This is a genomic window from Candidatus Brocadiaceae bacterium (assembly GCA_012728835.1).
In the GTDB taxonomy this organism is placed as follows: domain Bacteria; phylum Planctomycetota; class Brocadiia; order SM23-32; family SM23-32; genus JAAYEJ01.
In genome coordinates this window covers 1-20,935 of sequence record JAAYEJ010000041.1, presented here as the reverse complement: position 1 = coordinate 20,935, position 20,935 = coordinate 1, and the positions used below count along the sequence as shown (strand labels likewise).

Sequence of the window (20,935 nt, the reverse complement as noted above, 5' to 3'; positions counted from 1 at the left end):
GTGATGGTGACCCGGTCGTCGCCCAGAACGGCCTGCTTGTCCCAACCGCACATCTTGGCCAGGCGGTCGATGGCACGGACGGCGACGGCCGACTGCTTGCCCCTGGCGATGACAGCCAGCAGGGCCACGGCCTCGTCCCGCGTGATGGTAGCCCGCTCCTCGGCCTCGGCACGGAGCTGCTCAACTCGGCGGGCAACGGCGGGGACTCGGAACAGATCGACCGCCCTGCGGTTGACCGTCGCCGGCTGCATATTGGAGGTGCTATAGGCATGCCGGTAGGCAGCCGACATGCTGCCGTGCAAGACGTAATGCTCGGCTGCCATCGCCTGCTTCGGCGTCAGCCCGTTCGCGTCCTTGTGCCTTTCCATGCCGTTCTCCTGCCGTTATGCATACTATTGTATCGTTCGCTGGAGAGGACTGCAACACGGCTACAGCCCACCCCTGGACACTCCAATCAGCGCCCCACCCGCACTCGACGCCCATTGCGCGGGAGCGCCCACCTCAAGGTCAGGAGAGTCAACAGCCCATTCTGATTGATTCCACATCCCGCCCCCGCTACCATGATTGGAGAAGACCTGCGGCGACGGCGAGTCGGACTCGTCGCGGCGCAGGTCTTTTCATTTCGCTCTTCCGCGGAGGTGGCACGATGGGCAAGCGCAAGGCAGGGCCTTCGAAGGACGGGCAAAGTCCACAGGGCCGCCGCGTCCTGCAACTCAAGGTCACGCTGCAGGGCGTGCGGCCGCCGATCTGGCGGCGCCTGGCGGTACCGGCCGACATCACGCTCGGCCGGTTGCACCACGTCCTCCAGATCGCGATGGGCTGGACGGACAGCCACCTGCACCAGTTCACGCTGAGGGACAAGTCGCTCAGGCAGAGCCCGCACGACATCGTCAGACTGATCGAAGCCGGCCGCTTCGACGAAGTCTTCACGGCCACACACGGCATGCGAGCGTTCGTTCCCCGGGGACCCGAGTTCGACGACCTCGAGATAGAGGGCGAGGACGAGGACGGCGTGGCGCTGGCGCAGGTCTGCCGCAAGGCCAAGAGCACGCTGCTCTACGAGTATGATTTCGGCGACGGCTGGGAACACAAGATCGTTCTGGAGAAGACTTTCGATGCCGAAGGTGGCGTGCAGTACCCCGTCTGCCTGAAGGGCAAGCGCGCCTGTCCGCCGGAGGACTGCGGCGGCGCCTGGGGCTACAGCGCGCTGCTGCACGCCCTGGCCGACCCGGACCATCCGGACCACGAGGACATGGTGGAGTGGGCCGGCGAGATCGACCCGGAGGAGTTCGATCTGGAAGAGGTCAATGAGTGCCTGAAGAGGCTGCAGTAGGCGCCCGTCCTCCACAACAGCTCCGGGCATCGTCCGGCGGCGTCTCCTGAAGCCGCCCGGCACCGTCGATCCTGAGCCGGCCGGCGGTCCAGGCCCATCGCACCGGGGCCCCCGCCTCGGAACGGTCCGCCCGCCATGGAATCGTCCTTGCACGGGTGCCCGCCGTGCCGGATAATCAGCAGGAGCGTCCGCCGTGCGTGCGACGCTTGCGGAGACGCCCGGCTGTCCGTCTGGACAGGGGATGATCGACGCGGGCCGAATCGGGGGTTCGAACATGCAGAGCGCTGGGAGGCGGTTGACAGGGCTGCTGGCGGTGATTGCACTTCTGGGGTGCCGGCAGGCCGCCCCTTCGATGTTGCAGCAGTCGCTCACACCGGACAAGGCGGCGCCGGTCTCGCACAAGGTGGATGTCAGCCAACCCGGCACGTATTCGGCGGGCCTGTGGAAGTACACCCTGACGATCACGGCCCCCGGCACCAGAAGCGAGGGCACGCTCGGCACACTGCTCTACAACGGCAAGCCCGTGCCCGCGGCCGTCGAGGGCGACTACTACCGTACCCCCTGGGGCGACGTGCAGTGGGTGGGCGACCCGGTCGTCCTGTGGGGGGAGCACGGCTGGATGCTGCGGCCACCCGGAGGTACGGGCGGACGCCTGCTGCCGGAGCCCTGGCCGATGGTCGGGGGGCCCGTGGTCATGGCGGCGGTCTTCGCCGATGCCGATGCACTGCCTGCCGACGACGTCACCCTGCCGTGGATCCGCGACGAGATGGGCAAGCTCGGGGTGGCGGCCTGGCGGATGGAACACAGGTGGTTCGCGCTCAATGACCAGGCGGCCACGATCCACGACACCAAGATGGTCGGCACCCTGACAGTCCGGCTCAGCCCCGCCTATGAGAAGGACCGCCTGACCGTGCAGTTGGGGGGGACGGAGGCCGAGCGCGTCGACCTGCCCCGTACGGATGGGGCCACCGCCCTGGTCCGCAAGCGCATGGGCGTGGTTCGCCCCCAGACGTTCTACCTGGCCTTTCGAGTGGACCGAGCGGCCCCCGACTGGCCGGTGCCGTTGCGGGTCGGGCCGGATGCCGACGGCACGACCGTCGCCGTGGAGGGCGTTCGGGAGGTCGTCATCCGTCTGCCCGGCGACAGCCGCAGCGGCCTGGTCTGGACCGTCAGGGAGGTCCGGGGCGACGGCCTGCTGACGTCGTCCGTGACATACACCGGCTGGCCGCAGTTCGTGCCGGGGGCGTCCGCCGAGGCCGAACGGGCGGGGACGGGCCACGTCGAGAACGTCTTCCGCGTCGTGGATACGGGCAAGACGGACATCGTGCTGGAGCACAGGCGCCCCTGGCAGGCCGACCAGCCCGCCGAGAAGGCGTTCAAGGTCACCCTGGACGTTCGCAGCGTGCCCGAGGCGGCCCGCCCATAGAGAACCGAGTCCTCTCAGGAGGCGATGAGATGTCCAACCGTCGCGTGTGCATTCCGGCAGTGGTTCTGTTGGCCGCGTGCGCGGCGTCCGTGTTCGCTCAACCGACCGCTCAGGACTACCTTGAGCGAGCGCGTGTGCTGGTCGAGGAGGAGGATCGCGTGGAGGAGGCGGTGCTGATCCTCAGCCAGGCCGTTGCCGTGGACCCCCACTGCACCCAGGCTTACCTGGATCGCGGGCAGGCACTGGTGTATCTCAAGTGGCACGAACTGGCCGTCGCCGACTACACCATGGCCCTGGAGCTGGAACCCTCGGCTGAGGGCTACGACCGTCGGGCCTTCGCCTACCGCGCGATGAAGGCGTACGACCTGGCGGCAGCGGACTACACGAAGCTGCTGGGCATCGAACCGGAAGTTGCCGACAACTGGGAGCACCGGGCCGACGCGTATCTGAGGCTGCGCCGGTACGACCTGGCGGCATCCGACTACGGGCAGGCGATCTCGCTGGACCCGAACACCGCCCGCCGCTGGCGGTCGCGCGGGTCGGCGTACAGAGCGGCGGAGCAGTACGACAAGGCGATCGCCGACTACACACGCGCCATCGAACTCAGCAGCCCGGCCGTCGCGGCCTATTCCTACGCCGAGCGAGCAGCCCTCCATCGCGAACGGGGAGACCATGCCGCAGCGCTGGCCGACTTCACCCGCGCCGTCCAGAGCTACCCGGACTACACCTACGCTTGGATCGACCGGGCCTTCACGCACATCCAGCTCGAGCAGTACGACGTGGCCCTGCCGGATCTGGACCGTGCTCTGGACCTCAGCCCGGGGCATCCGGAGGCGCTGCTCTACCGGGGGATCGCCCTGGCGGCTCAGGAGGAATACGACGCGGCACTCGCAGCCCTCAACGGCGCCCTGGTCGCCGACGCGACCGTGGCCGATAGCTACTACCACCGGGGACGGCTGTTCCATCGGCTGGGCCACGAGGAGTCGGCCATGCAGGACTACGGGCAGGCCATCCGGCTGGACCCCAAGTCCGCCCGGGCATACGAGGCCCGCGCCGACTCGTGGCGGGCGCTCGGCAATGCGGGCATGGCCGAACGCGACCTGGCCATGGCCCGCGAACTGGGCAAGACGGAGTAGTCCGTCGGCACCGGGCTCTGCGGCGTTGCGCGCGCACCGCACGTGCACGGACAGGCACGGACGGCCGCGTGCCCGGCAGGGCAAGCGCAAAAAATGCATGGACATGCGCCTGCCTTTGTGTCATACTCAGGCGCATGGAAACGGAACTCCCTGGGAGGCCGATCAGCGTTGGACTGCACGGACGGCCTGGGACAATCCTCCGGGCGTTCCTCTCCGCCGTCGCCCTGTCGCTGCTTGCGCCCGGCTGTGTCTCGCGCCTGGAGAAGGTGACCCGCCTGCGCAACGTCCAGGGCGTCGAGCAGCAGGCCGAGGCCGCGGCCACGCTTATTCAGATTGCGCAGGACAACGCGCAGAAGCCGCGCATCCGGACCGCCGCCGTGGAGTCCCTGGCCTGCCTGGACAGAACGGAGGCGTTGCCGGTGTTCGGAGCGCTCGCCGTGACCGACCCCGATCCTGCCGTGCGGCGCTGGGCGGTCTGGGCGCTCGGCCTGCAGGACGATCCGGCTGCCGCCGCCTACCTCCTTCAGGCCGCCGGCGGCTGTGCGGACGCGGAGGCGGTGCAGCAGCTTCTCGAGTCACTCAGCGGCTTCCTCGACGTGCTGAAGGACGACGCGGAGGCGCGACTGCGCGTCGTGCGCCTCGTGCGCGATGCCGAGCGGAGCTACCGATCCTCGGTGCCCGTCCTCCGCTATGCCGGGGTGTTCCGTCACGAGCTGGAGAACCTGCCGGTGGCCCTCACGCTGCTCCAGGAACTCCGCCCCACGCAGGACGCCCCGCAACTGCGGCCGGCGCTCTGCACCGTGGGGGACCTCCTGCTGGAAGGCCAGGACACGGACGACGAGACGCGAGCCGCCGCCGTGGACGCGCTCGCGGACCTGCTCACGCACGCCGACCCGGCCGTCCGATTGAGCGCGCTCTGGTTCCTCGGGCGCATCGCCGACGCGCGCACCGCACCCGCACTCCTGGCGGCCGCCCGAGCGCGCGCTGATCGGGCGACCCGGATGCTGGCCCTGTGGGCGCTGGAACGCACGGACGCCGGCCTGCTTCGGGCGGAGTTCACGCCGCTGCCCGACGACCTGCTCGCCGTAACGCCCGAGAACTGGCGGGACGCCTGCCGGGCCGCCGTCGAAGCGGGCGAGCCCGATCTGGAGATCCAGCGCTTCATCCGCCGCACCGTTCGCGAGGAGGCAGGCCGATGACACGCGCATGCGCCGCCATCCTCCTGGTCTTCTCGCTTGCCGGCTGCCACGTGTTCCGCAGGGCGGATCCGCCCGTGCCCGCACCGCCTCTGCGCCGCCCGCCGGCGGGCCTCTCCGCGCCGACGGACCGCGGCGGCCCCGGCCGCATCGTCGCCATCTATGCCCTGTTCCATGAACTCGCAGGCATTGCGCCGTGGACAGCCCGCCAGGAGGTGCTCGACGGCGCGATCGTCATTGATGAAGACGGACTGGCCTTCTACACGGCCGGCCTTGCCGGCGGCGCATCGGCGCATGCCGCCGGCACAATCCCGTCGGACGCGATCGGGCTCCGTTCAGAGGACGGTCAGTTCGACGCTCAGGGGCGGTTCACGCCGCATCGGGACCAGTTGCGGGCCGCCCGCACCGGTTACACGCTGTCGGCTTGCGCTACGGACGCGCCCGACGTGTGCGCCGTCGCCCTCTTCCGCCCGCTTTTCGGCGGCAAGCGCTCCCTGCACTTCGACGGCGCCCAGGGCCGCAGCGGCCGGACCGGCCGGCAAGGCGATTCCGGGCGGAGTGGGGATGACGGCCGGTCCGGCGCCGACGGCCACCGCGGCGAGGACGGCCAGGACGGCTCGGACGGACAGCACGGCGGACACGGAGGCGACGGCGGAGACGACGGCACGCCCGGCGGGCCGGGAGGCGACGCCTCGGACCTGGCCGTCGTGGTGTCCTCCCTGACCTCTCCCTTCTATGAGACCGCTCTGCTCTGCATCAGCATGCGGCCGTCGCCGACGGAGGACGCCGTTTCCGTTCTGCACCCCGACGGCAGGCTGCTTGTCACGGCCGAGGGCGGGCGGGGAGGCTCCGGCGGCAACGGCGGCGCCGGAGGCACAGGAGGCAGCGGCGGCAACGGCGGCGATGGCGGGCGGGGAGGCAAAGGTCTGCACGCCCGCCACGTCGGAGCACGCGGCCACCGCGGGGCACAGGGCGGTGACGGGGGCGACGGCGGCGACGGCGGCGATGGCGGAGACGGCGGAGACGGCGCGCCGGGAGGGCCGGGCGGCAACGGAGGCCGCATCTTCGTCACCTACCGCCTCACCGGAGACGCTCTCGACCTCGCCCGCCGGTGCGTGCAGTTCTCATGCGAAGGGGGCGCAGTCGGCGCCGCAGGGGCCGGCGGCCCCGGTGGTTCGGGCGGCCGGGGCGGCGATCCGGGACGCGGCGGCCCCGGCGGCAGGGGCGGCGACGGAGGCCCCGCCGCGACGGAGTGGCGGCACGATCCGGACAAGGATCGGCACAAGAAGCATGTGACCATACCGGCCGGCGACAGGGGGCCTTCCGGCAGGGACGGACGCGACGGACACGCGGGCGTCGCCGGACGGAGCGGCCGTCCCGGCGCGACCGCCCAGGACGTAGCCGCCCGGGGCGCCGACGGGGAGATCGTGATCGTCAGCGAGCAGGCGCCCTGAACCGAAGCCCGGCTCGGCTGGCCGGCTGCCGCCTGGCGGGGGCCCAAAAAGGACGGAGACGCCCCGTTCAGCGGCGTCCCCGTTCGTGGCGAGGGCGAGGAGACTCGAACTCCCAACCTTCGGATCGACAGTCCGATGCTCTAACCAATTGAGCTACGCCCCCACTGTTTCAAACCCCAGTCAAGTTATCCATTCGACGGCCCGTTGTCAAGCGACGGGCCGAGATACTGCGCAGCCCGCTCCGGCCCCGCCGGCGCCGCGTCTGCACGCGGGCAGACCACGGCGCGCCCGCTTGCCAGTGCCGCCCGCTCTGCGGTAGTGTATGCGCATCACGGCCCACGTGCTCCCTCCAGGAATCGAGCCATGAACGCCGATCTGCAGGACATGCTCCGCATCTCACGGACTGTCGGCGCCTCCCCGCGTTGGGTGCAGGGCGGCGGCGGCAACACCAGCGTCAAGACCGACGGCCGCCGCACCATGTACGTCAAGGCCAGCGGGACCGCCCTCGGGGACATGGTCGAGGGGCGCGGCTACCGCCTCGTGGACGTCGTTCGCTGCGCGGCCATCGCCGAAGACGAGGCCCTGGCAGCCCTGGACGCCGCCGAACGCGAGGCCCGGGTGGTCGACCGCCTGCTGGACGCCTGCCTGGACGATCTGCACGGCCGGCCGTCGGTCGAGACCAGCCTGCACGCCATGCTGGACCGGTGCGTCGTGCACACGCATCCCTCGGTCGTCAACGGGCTCCTTTGCGCCCGGGACGGGCGCGCGGCGATCGAACGCATGTTCGCGGATCTGGTTCCCCCGCCGCTCTACATCGACTACGCCGGCGCGGGGCATTCGCTGGCCTGCCGTCTGCGCGACGAACTGCACCGGTATGCGGCCGAGCACTCGCGCGCGCCGGAGGTGATCTTCCTCGAAAACCACGGCCTGGTCGTCAGCACCACCGATGCCGACCGCGCACTGGAGCTGACCGCCCGCGTGTTTGACCGGGTGGACCGTGCCGCGACCGAGGCCATCGCGGCCGCCGGCCTCCCGCCGGCCCGCCCGGCAGATCCGGAGGTCGTGGACGCCCTCGTGGCGGAGGTGACGGCGGCCATGCGGCCGTTCTACGCGCGGGCCTTCGGAGGCCCCGCCCTGCTGCGGTTCTCCGATGCCCCCGTGGTGCGCGGCTTCCTGCGCCTGCCGCAGGCGGCGGAGCTGTCCGAGGCGCCGCCGCTCGTGCCCGACCAGGTGGTCTACTGCCGCGAGCGGCCGCTCTGGATAGCGCTGCCTCCCGACCCCGGCGAGGCCCGGCGGGTCGTCGCCGAGCGCCTGGAGGAGACGTCCTCGTGGTCGGAGCACCCGCTCTGCATCCTGGTGGACGGCCTGGGCCTGTTCTGCGCGGCGCCGACGTCGAGGTTTCTGGACGCCGTATGCGCCACGATGGAAGCCGTGCTGGAGTCGCTGACGATCGCGTCGCGATTCGGCGGTCCGCGCGGCCTGAGCGAGGAGGCCCTGGCATTCCTGCACGACTGGGAGGTGGAACGTTTCCGCCGGCAGACCGCGTCCGGCGAACGCGGCGGTTCGGACCTGGCCGGCCGCGTGGTGGTGGTCACCGGGGCCGGCAGCGGCATCGGGCGCGGGCTGTCGCTGTTCCTGGCACGTCGCGGCGCGCACGTCGTGCTGGCCGACGTCGATCGGGGGGGTGCCGAGGAGACGCAGAGGCGCGCGGTGGCCCAGGAAGGCGCCGGGACGGCGCGGCCGATGGACGTGGACGTGACGGACGAGGCGTCCGTCCGCGCCCTCTTCCGGCAGATCGTCTGCGCCTTGGGCGGGGTCGACGTCCTGATCAACGGCGCCGGGCTGGCGCCCGTGCACGCGCTCGTCGACTTCCCCCTGGCCCAATGGCGCAAGACGCTGGACGTGAACCTGACGGGCTACTTCCTGATGGCCCGCGAGGCCGCGCGCCGGATGATCGCCCAGGGCACCGGCGGGGCGATCATCAACGTCTCGTCCAAAACCGGCCTGGAGGCGTCCAGGAACCACAGCGCCTACAACGCGACGAAGTCCGCCGAAATCCATCTGGCCCGCGGCTGGGCTCTGGAGCTGGCCGAGCACGGCATCCGCGTCAATGCCCTCTGTCCGGGCAACGTCTTCGCCGAGTCGAAGATCTGGAACGAGGACTACGTCAAGGCGCTGGCCGAGAAGCGCGGGCTCCGGCCCGAAGAGGTCATCCCCTACTACATCAACCTGACCGCCCTGAAGCAGGAGGTCACGTGGGACGACCTGGGCGAGGCGGTCAGCTTCCTGGCGGGCGACCGTGCGGCCCGGATCACGGGGCAGACGCTCGTCGTGGACGCCGGGCAGGTGTTCGTGCGTTAGCGGCCCGCTGAAGGAGTGTGGAACAGCCGCCCCGCCCGCCCTGGCGGGCAAGTCCCGTCGGGCAGGCCTCGGCTGTTGGTCCAGGTCTGGAACGGCCTCACTGCAGGCAAGAACGCACAGGCGAGGGCGCCTGCGCCACACAGAGAGGCTTCTTCAACGGACGGGTGCCGCGCGGAACGCAGACGGCGTGCCCCCGGGCGGTTGGCGTTCCCCGGGGCACGTCGTATAATGGACACCGGGCGTCCGTTCGCACCCCATCCCGCTTCGGAGACGCATCCATGGATCCCGTAGTACAACTGGCACTGGACTTCGTGAACCTCGAACAGGCCCTGCGGGCCGCTCGTGAGGCCTACGCCGGCGGCATCCGCTGGCTGGAAGCCGGCACGCCGCTGATCAAGAGCGAAGGCCTCGACGCCGTCCGCGCGTTGCGGCGCGAGTTTCCGTCCGCCACGGTCATCGCCGACATGAAGGTCATGGACGCCGGCCGCGTGGAGACCGAGTGCGCGGCCAAGGCCGGCGCGAACGTCGTCCACGTGCTCGGCGCGGCGTCCGACGCGACCATCATCGAGTGCGTGGAGGCCGCCCGCCGCTACGACGCGCGCATCGCCGTCGACCTGGTGGGCCTGGCCGTCGAGGGCCGGCTGGTCGAGCGCGCCCTGGAGGTCCAGGCCATGGGCGCCGCCTGCATCTGCATCCATACGCCCATCGACATGCAGATGCGCGGCGAACTGCCGTTCGACGACCTGCGGGCCGTCGCCGAGAGGGTCCAGATCCCCATCGCCGTGGCGGGCGGCATCAACAGCGAGACGGCGCCGGACGCCGTCAAGGCGGGCGCGTCGGTCGTCATCGTCGGCGGGGCCATCACGAAGGCGCCCGACGCCCGGGCCGCCGCCGAGGCGATCCTGCGGGCCGTCGCCACCGGCGCCGCCGTGCCGACCCACCTGTTCAAGCGCGGCGATGAGTCCGCCATCGGCGAAGTGCTGCAGCGCACCTCGGCGGCCGACGTCACCGAGGCGCTGCACAACGCCGGCGCCATCCTGGGGCTGACGGCCATCACCCCGGGCGCCCGCGTTGCCGGGCGTGCGCTGACGGTCTGGACCTATCCCGGCGACTGGGCCAAACCGGTCGAGGCCATCGACCAGGCCGAGGAGGGCCAGGTGCTGGTGATCGACGCCGGCGGCCGGCCGCCGGCCGTCTGGGGCGAGAAGGCCACGCTGAGCTGCCTGCAGCGGAAGGTGGCCGGCGTCGTAATCGACGGGGCCATCCGGGACACGATGAACATCCGCCAGATGGGCTTCCCGGCCTTCGCCTCCTTCACCACACCCGTGGCGGGCGAGCCGAAGGGCTACGGCATGATCGGCATCCCCGTGCGGATCGGCGGCCAGTACATCCGCACGGGTGACTGGATCATCGCCGACGACGACGGCGTGGTCGTCATCCCGCAGGAGAAGGCCGTCGAGGTAGCCAACCGCGCCCAGGCCGTCGTCGAGCGCGAGGAACGCGAGATGGCCGAGATCGAGGACGGCCGCACCCTGGGCACGGTCTCCGAGCTGATGCGCTGGGAGCAGCTGAGGAAGGGCGATGGTGGAAAAGACCAGGGCTGACCTGTTCGACATCGTCAACGCACGCCTGAACGGCATCAGCCTGCTGCTCCAGGAGATGGACGTCGGGGCGGCCGAGCGCCTCACCCAGATGCTGCTGAAGGCCAGGCGCGTGTTCGTGACCGGCAAGGGCCGCTCGGGCTACATCGGCCAGTGCCTGGCCATGCGGCTGATGCAGATGGGGCTGGACGCCCACGTGCCCGGCGAGGCCACCTGCCCGCGCATCCGGCGCGGCGACCTGATGGTCGGCATCTCGTGCTCCGGCACGACGATGAGCACGGTGCAGTTCGCCCGCATCGCCCGCGAGTCGAAGGCCAGCGTTGCCGCCCTCACGGCCGTGCCCGACTCCCCCTTCGCGCGCAACGCCGACCACGTCATCGTGGTGCCGGTCACGGGCAAAGACGTCAAGAAGCGCTATCGCTACGTGCTGGGACCGCACAACAACACCCTGTTCGAGCAGGCGCTGCTGCTCTACTTCGACGGACTCGTCTACTCCATCCTGGAGCGCAAGGGCATCCCCAAACGCCGCCTCAGCGACCGTCACGCGAACCTGGAGTAGCCGCCGCCGTCCCTGAGCCGGAGGAACACCACACGTGGGCGTGCAGGTCGTCATCGTCGGGGCGGGCCGCGTCGGCCCCGCCCTGGCCCGCCTGCTCACGCGGGCCGGCTACCGGCTGCTGGGCGTGGCCGCCCCGTCGGCCGATGCGGCGCGCCGGGCCTGCGACTACGCGGGCGCCGGGCGGCCGGTGCAGGATGCCGCCGACCTGACCCGCGAGGCGGACCTGACGTTCCTCGCCACGCCGGACGACGTGATCGGGAACGTCTGCCGGGCCCTGGCGGACGCCGGGGCGTTCCGGCCCGGCAGCGTGGTGGCGCACTGCAGCGGCGCCCTGCCGTCCGAGGTCCTGGCCCCCGCCCGCCCCGCCGGCGCGCACGTCGGCTCGCTGCATCCCCTGCAGAGCTTCGCGTCCGCCGAGGAGGCCGTGCGCGTGCTGCCCGGATGCCGGTGCGCGATCGAGGGCGACCCGGAGGCCGTGGGCCTGCTGCGAACGGTGGCCGAGGACATCGGCGGCCGTCCGTTCGTCATTCGCCCGGAGGCCAAGCCGCTCTACCACGCAGCCGCCGTCTTCGCCAGCAACTACCTGGTCGCCGTCGAGGCGGCCGCCGTCCGGCTGGCCGAGGCCGCCGGCATCCCCCGCGCGGAGGCTCTGGACGCCCTCCTGCCCCTGATTCGCGGAACGGTCTCGAACATCGAACGCGTCGGCATCCCCGAATGCCTCACCGGCCCGATCGCCCGGGGCGACGCGGAGACCGTCCGCCGGCACTGCACGGAGATCGCGCGCCACGCGGCGGACCTGCTGCCCCTGTACACGCTCCTGGGACGCCAGACCGTGCGGGTCGCCGTCGCACGGGGCGGCCTCGACGAGGCGGCCGTGCACGCCCTGGAAGAGGCCCTCAGACCGGCGCCCGGCCCGTCGCCGGCGCATCCGTGACATGCCAGGAGACCGGACATTCAAGTGCGCACGTCCCCGGAGGCACTGATGATACTCAGGAGGTCGATGATCGTCGCCATGGCACTGACCGCACTCAACGGAGGCCGTCTGAACGCCGACGTCCGGCCGCACGCCCTCTTCTGCGACCACATGGTCCTGCAGCAGGGCCTTCACGCCCCCGTGTGGGGCACGGCCGCGCCGGGCGAAGAAGTCTCCGTGACGATCGCGGGACGAACGGCCCGCGGCACGGCCGACGAGACCGGGCGCTGGATGGTGCGCCTGGCACCGATGCAGCCCGGCGGCCCGCACGAGATGACCGTCGCGGGCACGAACTCGATCACGATCACCGACGTCATGGTGGGCGAGGTCTGGCTCTGCTCCGGCCAGTCCAACATGAACATGTCCCTCAGCCTGGCCATGGACGCGGAGGCGGAGACCGCAGCGGCCGACCATCCGAGCATCCGCCTGTTCACTGTGCCGGCCCGCATCCTGGAGGAGCCCGTGCGGGACGTGCAATCGCGCTGGCAGGTGTGCAGCCCCGAGTCCGCAGCACGCTTCTCGGCCGCCGGCTACTTCTTCGGGCGGCATCTCCAGGGCGAACTGGACGTGCCGATCGGCCTGATCTGCGGCGCGTGCGGGTCGTCGGCCGCGGAGGCCTGGGTGGAGATGGGCGCGCTCACGGAGGTCATTCCCGACGCGATGGAGCGCTGGCAGGCCGAGGTCGACTACGAACAGGGCTTCCGGGACAAGTACGAGGCCGAGATGGCCGTCTGGGAACCGGCCGCCGAGAAGGCCCGGGCCGCCGGGCAGGAGCCGCCGCCGAAGCCGGTGCTGGCCTACTTCGTCGGACGCTCGCGCGTGCACCAGCCGGCCACGCTCTGGAACGGAACGATCGCGCCGCTCGTGCCCTATGGCATCCGGGGCGCCCTCTGGTACCAGGGCGAGACCAACGAGCCCCGCGGGCACGAGTATGCCATGCTGCTCAGGGCGCTGATCGCCTCCTGGCGGCGGGAGTGGGGGCAGGGCGATTTTGCGTTCCTCATCGTCGCCCTGGCGCCGTTCCGGCCGATCTACGACCACCCGACCGACAGCGGCTGGGCCGAGGTCATCGAGGGCCAGTGGCAGGTTGCCCGCGACGACCCGCTCAGCGGCCTCGCCGTCACCACCGACATCGGCGACGCCCAGGATGCCCATCCGAAGAACAAACAGGAGGTCGGCCGACGCCTGGCCTTGATCGCCCTGGCGAGGGTCTACGGGCGGGACCTGGTGTACTCCGGTCCCGTCTACTCCACGATGGAGGTCGAGGGCAACCGGGTGCGGCTGCACTTCGACCACGTCCACGGCGGGCTCACGACCATGCCCGGAGGCCCGCTGACCGGCTTCGCCATCGCGGGCGCGGAGCGGAAGTTCGTCTGGGCCGAGGCCCGGATCGACGGCGATACGGTCGTCGTGTGGAGCGACGAGGTCCCGGAGCCCGCAGCCGTCCGCTACGCCTGGGCCAAGCACCCGATCTGCAACCTGGCCAACGAGAACGGCCTGCCGGCCGTGCCCTTCCGCACGGACGACTGGGCGAAGACGACCGGGCCGTAGCCCGGCGTCCGCAGGGACAACCCGAACCTGACACGAGGGCCGTGCCGATGAAGCCGTTTGACGAGCGCGACTACGCCGGACTGATGTGGAAGGAGATGTCGTGGGTCGAGGTCGGGCGCGCGGCCGAGGAGGGGCGCATCGCCGTCCTGCCGCTCGGCAGCGTGGAGCAGCACGGCCCGATGATCCCGGTCGGGTGCGACTACCTGCTGGCGCAGTACTGGGGGCTCGAGGGCGCCCGGCGTGCCCGCGACGATCACGGCGTCCCCGTCGTCGTGCTGCCGGCCCTGCCCTTCGGCCGGGCCACCCACCATACGGACTTCCCCGGCACGATCAGCCTGAGCCTGGAGACCTACCTGAAGGTGCTCGAGGACGTGGTGCGCGAGGTGCTGCGGGCGGGGTTCCGCAAGATCGCCTGCATCAGCGGCCACGGCGGCAACATCGCCCCGGCCACCGAGGGACTGCGCGACCTGGCCGGCCGCCTGCGCCGCGAGGGCATCGAGGACGTGCGCATCTACATGGCCGACAACCGCACGTGCTTCACCCGCGGACCGGAGATCTACCGCCGGCTCGATCAGGGGCAGTTCAACTTCCACGCCGACGCATGGGAAACCTCCTTCTTCATGTATCACCGCCCCGACCTGGTCAAGCCGGAGGGCATGGTCCGGCCCGTGGTCAAGCGCGACTCGCTGCCCCTGCACCTGAACTACTACACCCGGGGCGACGTCACCGAGACCGGCGCGTCGGGCGACCCGACCCGGGCCGACACGCGCTACGCCGAACTGCTCGAGTACTTCCCGACGGCCTTCGGCGAGTTCCTCAAGAAGGTCTGGGACGAGCCGCTCGATCGGCAGGCGCCCGCTCAGTCGTCCCCGCTATAGGTGTCCACCAGATCGTCGAACTCGGGGACGACGCTGCGTTCGGACGCCGTGACGGCGTCGTCCTCGGAGCGCACTCTGAGAACGGTCGGCGTGACGAAGGCGATCAGTTCGCGGGTGTTCGTCACCCGGTCGCGCTTGCTGAAGAGCAGCTTCAGGACGGGGATGTGGCCCAGGATGGGCACACGGCTGACGATCTCCGCCTCTTCGACGTTCAGGATGCCGCCGATCACGATCGTCTGCCCGCTGTCGACCGCCAGATGGGTCTCGTACTTGCGCGTGTCGATGATGGCGGCGCCGAAGAGCGCTTCGCCCTCACGGACCTGCGAGGACTCCAGCAGGACGGAGGTGACAACCTGACCGTGCTTGTTGATGTGCGGCTTGATCTTCAGCGTCAGCCCCACGTCCCGGTATTCGAACGAATCGCTCCGCGCCGTCGTGCCCGGCTGGGAGATGCTCTGGCTGATGAAGGGGATTTCGGACCCGACGAACAGCGTGGCCTCCTCGTTGTTGTTGGCGACCAGGGTCGGCTGGGCGAGCACCCGGGCGCAGAACGTCCGCTGGAGGAACTGAACCAGGGCGGAGAGCCGGAAGTCGGCGCTCAGGGTGGCGTTGCTGCTGACGTCCTCCCAGGCGTAGCCGAACGTCGTCAGCAGGCCGTTGTTGAACTCCTTGCTGTCGAAGATGCTGGAATCGGAGGTCCATCGGGTGCCGACGCGCTGCTCGTTCGTGCGGGTGATCTCCACCAGTTGAATGCGGATCAGCACCTTCGGCGCGGCCGCATCGAGAAACCTGATGATCCCGCGCAGGGCATCGAAGTTCTGCACGGCGGTCGTGATGAGCAGGGAGTTTGTGCGCACGTCGCCGACCACGCGCACCTTGCCGATCAGGTTGCTGATCGGCCTCTCCTCCTCCTTCGACGATCCCATGAGCCAGCTGTAGAAGCTCGCGCGCGCCTCCGCCTCGCTGTCGGACGCCTGGCCGCTGCCCGGAGGCGCGAACAGGCGGTTGAGCTGCGTCGCCACCTCCGTGGCGTCGGCGTGCTCCAGTTCATAGACGAGCGTGTTGGCGGCCTCCGGCATGGCACGGTCCAGGTTCTCGATGACCGCCTCGATGATGGCGAAGTTCTTCGTGTTGTTGGTGATCACGATGACGGAGTTGGTCGCCTGCTCATGGACGAAGCGGGTCTTGCCGTAGAGCCGCCCGACGCTCGAGTCCTGTGTCTGGTCGTAGTAGCTATAGTAGTAGTAGCCGCTGCCGCGCTGCTTCTGCTCGCCGCCGAAGACCTCGCTCAGCACGTCCGTCATGTCCTTGGCGTCCACGTGCCGGATCGGGTAGATGCGCGGCGATATCTCCGCCGCGTTCAGGGGTTGATCGAGCTTCTCGATGATGTCCTCGATCTCCCTGAACTGGTTCGGCTGCGCCACGATGATGAGGCTGTTGCTGTGGGGCTCGGCCACGAACCGGGTCGTCTCGCTCAGGCTCTGGTAACGGGACGAGTAGGCCCCGTAGGAGTAGACCGTGCTCCTCGAGAAGAGCCCGTTGAGCTGTGTCGCCAGGTCCTCGGCGTCCGCGTGCGTCAGCGGCCGGATTCGGGTCTCGGTGCGCCGCGCCTCCTCGGTGTCCACCTCCGTGACGACGTTGCGTATCAGTTGGGCATTCTCGGGCGTCGCATAGACGACGAGGGAGTTGGAGCGTGCGTCCGCCGCGATCTCGACGGTGTCGCGCACGCCGCGGGTCCGCTGGCGCTGCCGGAAGAGCGCGGAGAGCTGTGCCGCCAGTTCGCGCGCGTCGGAGTGCTCCAGACTGAGCACGAACAGCGTGACCTCCGGCGGCTTCTCCCGGTCCAGCTCGTTGAGGAGCTTCTCGGCCGCCTCCAGCGTGTCCTTCGGCGCCCGCACCAGTATCCAGTTGACGGTCGGGTAGGGCACGACGGCCACGTCTGCCGAATCGGCGCTCCGGCCTCCGGACGGTCCGGCGCCGGACGGCCCCCTGGGGGCGCCGCCCGAGCCGGCGCCGCCTGAACCCCCGCTCAGGATGGTCTGGAGAACCGTGGCAATCTCGGCGGCTTCCGCGTGCTTGAGCTGGAAGATCCTGACCTGGCTCTCCTGGATCTCCACGACGTCGACCTGCCGGATGACGTCCTCGATGCCGGCCAGTTCCGCCGCCGAAGCCGTCACGATGAGCTTGCGGGACACCGAGTCGGCCTGGACCCTGCCGCCCTCGCCCAGCAAGGGCTCCACGAGCTTCTGCACCCGCTCCACGTCGGAAAACCGGATCGGGATCATCGTGCGCACGAAACCCTCGCCGACCTCCTCCGCCGCCGCCCCAACAGCCTCGATGCCGAGGCGAGGGACGTCCTTCGTCTGGAGCACGTAGACGACGCCGTCCCGCTCCACGATCGCTATGCCCTGAAGGCGCAGTGCCTGAGAGATCAGATCGATGGCCCGCGCCTTGGTCACCGGCCCGGGGCTGGCAACCGTGACGTTGCCGCTGACGTCCTTCCCCTGCAGGACGGGCTTGCCCGTAGTCTCGCCGATGAACTTCATGATCTGCTCGATGTTGGCGCCCTTCAGGTTCAACGTGATCGTCTCCGGGCCGGCCGGATCGGCAGAGGACACCGCCGGAGGCGGCGCCTCCTGCACGGCCGGAGGCGGCGCCTCCTGCACAGCGGCAGACGGCGCCTCCTGCACAGCGGGAAGCGGCGCCTCCTGCACAGCGGGAGGCGGCGCCTCCGCAGCCTTTGCGGAGGACGCGGTCAGCGACAACAGCACGGCCAGGGCGGCGCAGAGACGTGTGGAACGTCGGAATCGGAATCCGCAGACGCCGTTCATTGCTGCCTACTCCTTGGCCCCGCCATGGGGGCGTGATCAGGTATGCCGGCCGGGCCCTGCGGCCCGACCGACGCGGGGGATGCGGCCGGCTGCCAGATCGGCTCGCCGAACAGCTTCAGCGTCTGGCGCTTCCCCTCGCGCTCGAGGACGACCTGGTCGACGCCGACCTCGACCAGCACGTGGTTGCCGGGGAGCTTCGCATCGACCTTGTGCAGTCCGGCATCCTGCGGCGACGTGCCCAGGAGTGCGGCGTCGCCGATGACACCGAACAACTGGAGGCGGGGCACCGGCGGCTTCTTCCCATAGTGCTCCTCATCCGCGATCGCGGAGTACTCCGCCAGGGCCGGAACGCCGTCTCGCGCCGGAGCGGCCAGGGCATCGGCGCCGAGGGGACCGGCCGGCAGTCCCACCCGCTGCGCGCGCACCCACCGGAGAAGCTGCAGGAGACTCAGCGCGATGAGCACGATCATCAGCAGCCGCATGGCACGCCCGTTGACTGCGGTGTCGCCAGCCGTTGTCATTTCGAGCCTCCCGCCGCAGCCCGGCGTTCGTATGCGGCCACCTGCAGGGTGACCTTCGCCGGGCCCGGCTTCTGGGTGTCCTGCCGGAGGATAAGCTCGTCGACGCGCACCAGCCGCGGGCCCTTCTCGAGCGCGTGCAGGAAGGCCACAAGGGCATCGGGGGTGGCTTCGGCCTCGACGCGGAACGCCCGCTCTTCGTAGCGGGAGGCACTCTGTCCCGGCCGGACCCTCTCGCCCACGAGCGACTTCAGGTCCACCTCGCACTGGCCCGCCGTCTTCTCCAGTTCCGCCTCGAACCCGGTCCGCGCGGCGCCATCCGCCACGCCCTTCCCGTCGGCGTCGGCGGTCGTCGCCGGAGGGGCAACGTATCCGATCTGCCGGATCAGTCCGGCCCGGCGAGCCAGGAGGGCCGTGCGCCGATCGAGCCTCTCCTGCGCCTGCGCCAGTGCGGCCTGTTTCGGCGCCAGTTCGTCGCCCATCCGCCGCCAGCACTTCCCCAGGGGCACGACGCCCCAGGCGACGATGGCGATCGCCGCCGCAGCCATTCCTCCCAGAAGAAGCGTCCGTCGCTCGCGCTCATGCAGTCTCATGTCCCGGTCCTGTCAGCGAACACTGAAGTCGATCTGGAACGCCTTGCCCTGCTTGGCGGCCTCGGTGCGGTCGAACCGCGTGTCGGAGAACCGTCCGTCCGCCTCCAGGGCGGCCACCGCCTTGGAGACCACCTCCACCGACTGTGCCGTCCCCCGGATGCTCACGTGCCCCTTCCGGTCGCTCCGCAGTTCGGACACGCCGACTCCCTCCGGCAGGGCCTGGGCGACGGCGAGCAGCAAATCGAGCTGGGACGTCCGGCACGCGGCCTCCTCCTGGAGTACGCGCACCTCATCCTCCAGGGGGGCCAGCTCGGCCAGCGCCGGCTCCGCACGCGTCAGGGCCGCGTTGACGACGCGCAGCCTGACGTGCCGCACCGCGAAGGCCGACGCGATCAGGGCGACACACATCACGGCATTCAGCACGGCCAGCCGCGCGACGCCCGCCGGCGCCCGCAGCCGACGCTTCGGCCTGGCGCCGCGCAGGAGCGGTGCGGCCGCCCGGTTGCCGCGCCGCCGTTCATGTTCGGCAATGAGGGCGCCGACGCAGGCGGGGTACCGCCACAGCACGTCTGCGGGATCGCCGGCCTCCGGAGCCACCTGCAGGCCGGGGCCCGGCGCGAGTTCGCGCACGGGCAGGCCCGCATTCTGCAGTTCCCGTTGCAGGGAGCCGTCCGGCGAGTCCCCGGCGACGAACACGGCGTCCGGACCGCCGGAACCCCTCTGCCAGGCGGCGTGCTGGAGCGTCTGCTCCACCTCCAGGGCGATGTGGACGGATGACCTCTCACCCGGCACAGCGGAGAGGAGACGGCTGTAGACCATCCGGCCGTCGCTGACCACGGAGACCACGATCCCCTCGGGGTCCGCCGCCACCATCGCCGCCGTGCCTGCCGGAACCAGGTGGGCGGCCAACTGCCCCAGGCCCGCCTCCCGGGCCTCGACCGATTCCCGGGGCCACGCGACGGCCTCCAGTTCGCTCTCGAGCGCGGCCACGTCCTGAGACGGCAGCGCCAGCACAGTCGCCTCGATTCCGGTCTTCGTGGAATGGGATTGCCAGCCCCACGCCCGCGCATCGGGCGGCCAGGGCAGTTCCGTCTCGAGCCGCAGATTCAGCATCGCCTCGACCTCGCCGTCAGGCGCAGGCGGAAGGTCGACGCTGCGGAACCGGCAGTCCTGCGAGCCGACCACAAGAAGGCCCGCACTGCCCTTCTTCCAGCGGAGGGCGTCCGGCAGCTCCGGCAGGCGCAGTGCCCCCGGCAGACTGGCCGTGCGAAGCACGAGCGGCGCGGCGCCGCCGGCCTCGCCGAGCACGGCCAGCCAGCACCCGCCACACCTCTGCCAGACGACGACCCGCCGCCTCCCTGCGTTCTGAAGACCCATGCGTCCACTCACCTCAATGGAGTTCGCGCCATGACGCCAGTCGAATCCCGTCCTCGGTCCGGTCGATGACCGCATGCACGCAACACTGTGCCGCGGCGGGCCCCTCGGTTCCGCCGACGACGCCGAAGGAGCGCACGCTGAACACGTCCGACCGCACGGCCACCAGGTTGCACAGCTTCTTGAACGACTCGGCATCGAGGCCGTCCAGGTCAAGCAGTTCGCCGACCGATTCGTAGGGCGCCTGCCGGCGGCGGTCCACCACCGCCAGCGCGAGCGATTGGTCCATGCCCGGCAGACAGGCCAGGACCTCCGGCGGCGCGGTGTTGACGTTCACAGGGCCGTGCAGGACCTCGTCGTCCGTGATGGTGAGCAGGTCGGCGATGGCGACGAACTCCTCACTGCTGAACGCCTTCTCGTCGGTCGTCCGGTCGGACTGGCCGCCGTCCGAACCGCCGCCCTGCTGGTTCGGCTGCTGAGGTCTCGCCTGGGGCTCGTTCGCCCCCGGCCCCTGCTGCGGACGGCCGCCCTGCCCGCCATCCTCGGATTCCCGCTTCTGTTCCTTCTCGACAAGCATCACGTCGAGCAGACCGCCGATGCTCTCGAACTCACCCTTTTTGCGATGCTCGACGATGGAGAGCGCCTGTTCCTCCGACACGTTCGTCAAGGCCGACTTGAGCTGTTCCGCATCCGCCGTGTTGATGTTGACACGCTCTTTGCCGTCCGCAGTCACGTTGCGCACCGCCGATCGGCACGTCAGGAACTCGGCCAGACCCGTCTCCAGACGCGCATCGGCGTTGTCGGGCGGCAGGGTCGCCTCGCCGTCGTCCTCACAGGGGTCCAGCACGCCGTTGCCGTTCCGGTCCTCGCCATAGAGGAGCACGGCGTCGATGCCCTCGATCAGAAGCAGGTCCTCGATCTCCCCGATGCCCTCCATCCGATCTCTCAGCGCGACGATCGATGCGGCAAGGTCGGCGTCCAGACCGGGCAGCCGCAGGAGCACGGCCTGGTCGCTGTGGTTCAGATTGACCGCGGCCGCCTCGTCCCGGATGCCGTACTCGCGGCCATCGTCCTGCCCCGCCGGCGCTGCCAGCAGGGTGTAGGTGCCGCCGCCCAGTTCGGCGTTGAGGTACAGCCCGCCCCCTTCGGGG

17 protein-coding genes and 1 tRNA gene are annotated in these 20,935 nt (G+C 70.4%); 11 read left to right on the top strand and 7 right to left on the bottom strand.

Annotation, left to right across the window (positions count from 1 at the left end; genetic code table 11):
- Positions 1–368, bottom strand: a 368-nt coding sequence (locus tag GXY85_05950; protein NLW50371.1) for a hypothetical protein, incomplete at its 3' end; no start/stop codon positions are given.
- Between the two features lie 17 nt (positions 369–385).
- Here GXY85_05950 and GXY85_05945 point away from each other — a divergent pair.
- From GXY85_05945 to GXY85_05925, 5 genes are all read left to right on the top strand, one after another.
- Positions 386–1,333 (top strand): plasmid pRiA4b ORF-3 family protein, encoded by a 948-nt coding sequence (locus GXY85_05945; GenBank protein NLW50370.1) that lies wholly within the window; start codon positions 386–388, stop codon positions 1,331–1,333.
- Positions 1,334–1,685: 352 nt separating this feature from the next.
- Complete coding sequence (locus GXY85_05940; protein ID NLW50369.1) at positions 1,686–2,759, top strand: hypothetical protein; 1,074 nt, start codon at positions 1,686–1,688, stop codon at positions 2,757–2,759.
- A gap of 29 nt (positions 2,760–2,788) precedes the next feature.
- Positions 2,789–3,895: a tetratricopeptide repeat protein gene (locus GXY85_05935; GenBank protein ID NLW50368.1), complete on the top strand. Its 1,107-nt coding sequence runs from the start codon at positions 2,789–2,791 to the stop codon at positions 3,893–3,895.
- 266 nt (positions 3,896–4,161) lie between these two features.
- Positions 4,162–5,094 (top strand): HEAT repeat domain-containing protein, encoded by a 933-nt coding sequence (locus GXY85_05930; GenBank protein ID NLW50367.1) that lies wholly within the window; start codon positions 4,162–4,164, stop codon positions 5,092–5,094.
- Positions 5,091–6,545 carry a hypothetical protein gene (locus tag GXY85_05925; GenBank protein NLW50366.1) on the top strand — a complete coding sequence of 485 codons (1,455 nt, stop codon included), beginning with the start codon at positions 5,091–5,093 and terminating at the stop codon, positions 6,543–6,545. The genes GXY85_05930 and GXY85_05925 overlap by 4 nt, the downstream gene beginning before the upstream one ends.
- A gap of 86 nt (positions 6,546–6,631) precedes the next feature.
- Here GXY85_05925 and GXY85_05920 read toward each other — a convergent pair.
- Positions 6,632–6,708, bottom strand: a tRNA-Asp gene (locus GXY85_05920).
- 200 nt (positions 6,709–6,908) lie between these two features.
- On the opposite strand from GXY85_05920, the gene GXY85_05915 reads away from it, so the two are divergent.
- The 6 genes from GXY85_05915 to GXY85_05890 all read left to right on the top strand — a co-directional run bounded on the left by GXY85_05915 (position 6,909) and on the right by GXY85_05890 (position 14,468).
- Positions 6,909–8,906, top strand: a complete 1,998-nt coding sequence (locus GXY85_05915; GenBank protein NLW50365.1) for an SDR family oxidoreductase — start codon at positions 6,909–6,911, stop codon at positions 8,904–8,906.
- Between the two features lie 278 nt (positions 8,907–9,184).
- Complete coding sequence (locus tag GXY85_05910) at positions 9,185–10,510, top strand: bifunctional hexulose-6-phosphate synthase/ribonuclease regulator (GenBank protein NLW50364.1); 1,326 nt, start codon at positions 9,185–9,187, stop codon at positions 10,508–10,510.
- Complete coding sequence (locus GXY85_05905) at positions 10,491–11,066, top strand: SIS domain-containing protein (GenBank protein ID NLW50363.1); 576 nt, start codon at positions 10,491–10,493, stop codon at positions 11,064–11,066. Before GXY85_05910 ends, GXY85_05905 begins: the two co-directional genes overlap by 20 nt.
- Positions 11,067–11,100: 34 nt before the next feature.
- Positions 11,101–12,000, top strand: coding sequence for a DUF2520 domain-containing protein (locus GXY85_05900; protein ID NLW50362.1), 900 nt, complete (start codon positions 11,101–11,103; stop codon positions 11,998–12,000).
- Between the two features lie 48 nt (positions 12,001–12,048).
- Positions 12,049–13,590: a sialate O-acetylesterase gene (locus GXY85_05895; GenBank protein ID NLW50361.1), complete on the top strand. Its 1,542-nt coding sequence runs from the start codon at positions 12,049–12,051 to the stop codon at positions 13,588–13,590.
- A gap of 47 nt (positions 13,591–13,637) precedes the next feature.
- Positions 13,638–14,468, top strand: coding sequence for a creatininase family protein (locus tag GXY85_05890; protein ID NLW50360.1), 831 nt, complete (start codon positions 13,638–13,640; stop codon positions 14,466–14,468).
- Here the strand turns inward: GXY85_05890 and GXY85_05885 are convergent.
- The 5 genes from GXY85_05885 to GXY85_05865 all read right to left on the bottom strand — a co-directional run.
- Positions 14,450–17,299, bottom strand: coding sequence for a hypothetical protein (locus GXY85_05885; GenBank protein NLW50359.1), 2,850 nt, complete (start codon positions 17,297–17,299; stop codon positions 14,450–14,452). The two genes, GXY85_05890 and GXY85_05885, sit on opposite strands and share 19 nt — an antisense overlap.
- A complete protein-coding gene (locus GXY85_05880) occupies positions 17,296–17,820 on the bottom strand; it encodes a hypothetical protein (GenBank protein NLW50358.1) in 525 nt (174 codons plus the stop codon). Before GXY85_05880 ends, GXY85_05885 begins: the two co-directional genes overlap by 4 nt.
- Entirely contained in the window at positions 17,817–18,410 is a 594-nt protein-coding gene (locus GXY85_05875) for a hypothetical protein (protein ID NLW50357.1), read from the bottom strand. Before GXY85_05875 ends, GXY85_05880 begins: the two co-directional genes overlap by 4 nt.
- Before the next feature lie 12 nt (positions 18,411–18,422).
- A complete protein-coding gene (locus tag GXY85_05870) occupies positions 18,423–19,787 on the bottom strand; it encodes a PilN domain-containing protein (protein NLW50356.1) in 1,365 nt (454 codons plus the stop codon).
- 13 nt (positions 19,788–19,800) lie between these two features.
- A partial coding sequence (locus tag GXY85_05865) for a hypothetical protein (protein ID NLW50355.1) occupies positions 19,801–20,935 on the bottom strand: 1,135 nt, incomplete at its 5' end.

Coding starts and splice junctions, on each gene's coding strand:
- GXY85_05945 (NLW50370.1), top strand. CDS start 386: ATGCATACTATTGTATCGTTCGCTGGAGAGGACTGCAACACGGCTACA.
- GXY85_05940 (NLW50369.1), top strand. CDS start 1,686: ATGTTGCAGCAGTCGCTCACACCGGACAAGGCGGCGCCGGTCTCGCAC.
- GXY85_05935 (NLW50368.1), top strand. CDS start 2,789: ATGTCCAACCGTCGCGTGTGCATTCCGGCAGTGGTTCTGTTGGCCGCG.
- GXY85_05925 (NLW50366.1), top strand. CDS start 5,091: ATGACACGCGCATGCGCCGCCATCCTCCTGGTCTTCTCGCTTGCCGGC.
- GXY85_05915 (NLW50365.1), top strand. CDS start 6,909: ATGAACGCCGATCTGCAGGACATGCTCCGCATCTCACGGACTGTCGGC.
- GXY85_05910 (NLW50364.1), top strand. CDS start 9,185: ATGGATCCCGTAGTACAACTGGCACTGGACTTCGTGAACCTCGAACAG.
- GXY85_05895 (NLW50361.1), top strand. CDS start 12,049: ATGATACTCAGGAGGTCGATGATCGTCGCCATGGCACTGACCGCACTC.
- GXY85_05890 (NLW50360.1), top strand. CDS start 13,638: ATGAAGCCGTTTGACGAGCGCGACTACGCCGGACTGATGTGGAAGGAG.
- GXY85_05885 (NLW50359.1), bottom strand. CDS start 17,299: ATGAACGGCGTCTGCGGATTCCGATTCCGACGTTCCACACGTCTCTGC.
- GXY85_05880 (NLW50358.1), bottom strand. CDS start 17,820: ATGACAACGGCTGGCGACACCGCAGTCAACGGGCGTGCCATGCGGCTG.
- GXY85_05875 (NLW50357.1), bottom strand. CDS start 18,410: ATGAGACTGCATGAGCGCGAGCGACGGACGCTTCTTCTGGGAGGAATG.
- GXY85_05870 (NLW50356.1), bottom strand. CDS start 19,787: ATGGGTCTTCAGAACGCAGGGAGGCGGCGGGTCGTCGTCTGGCAGAGG.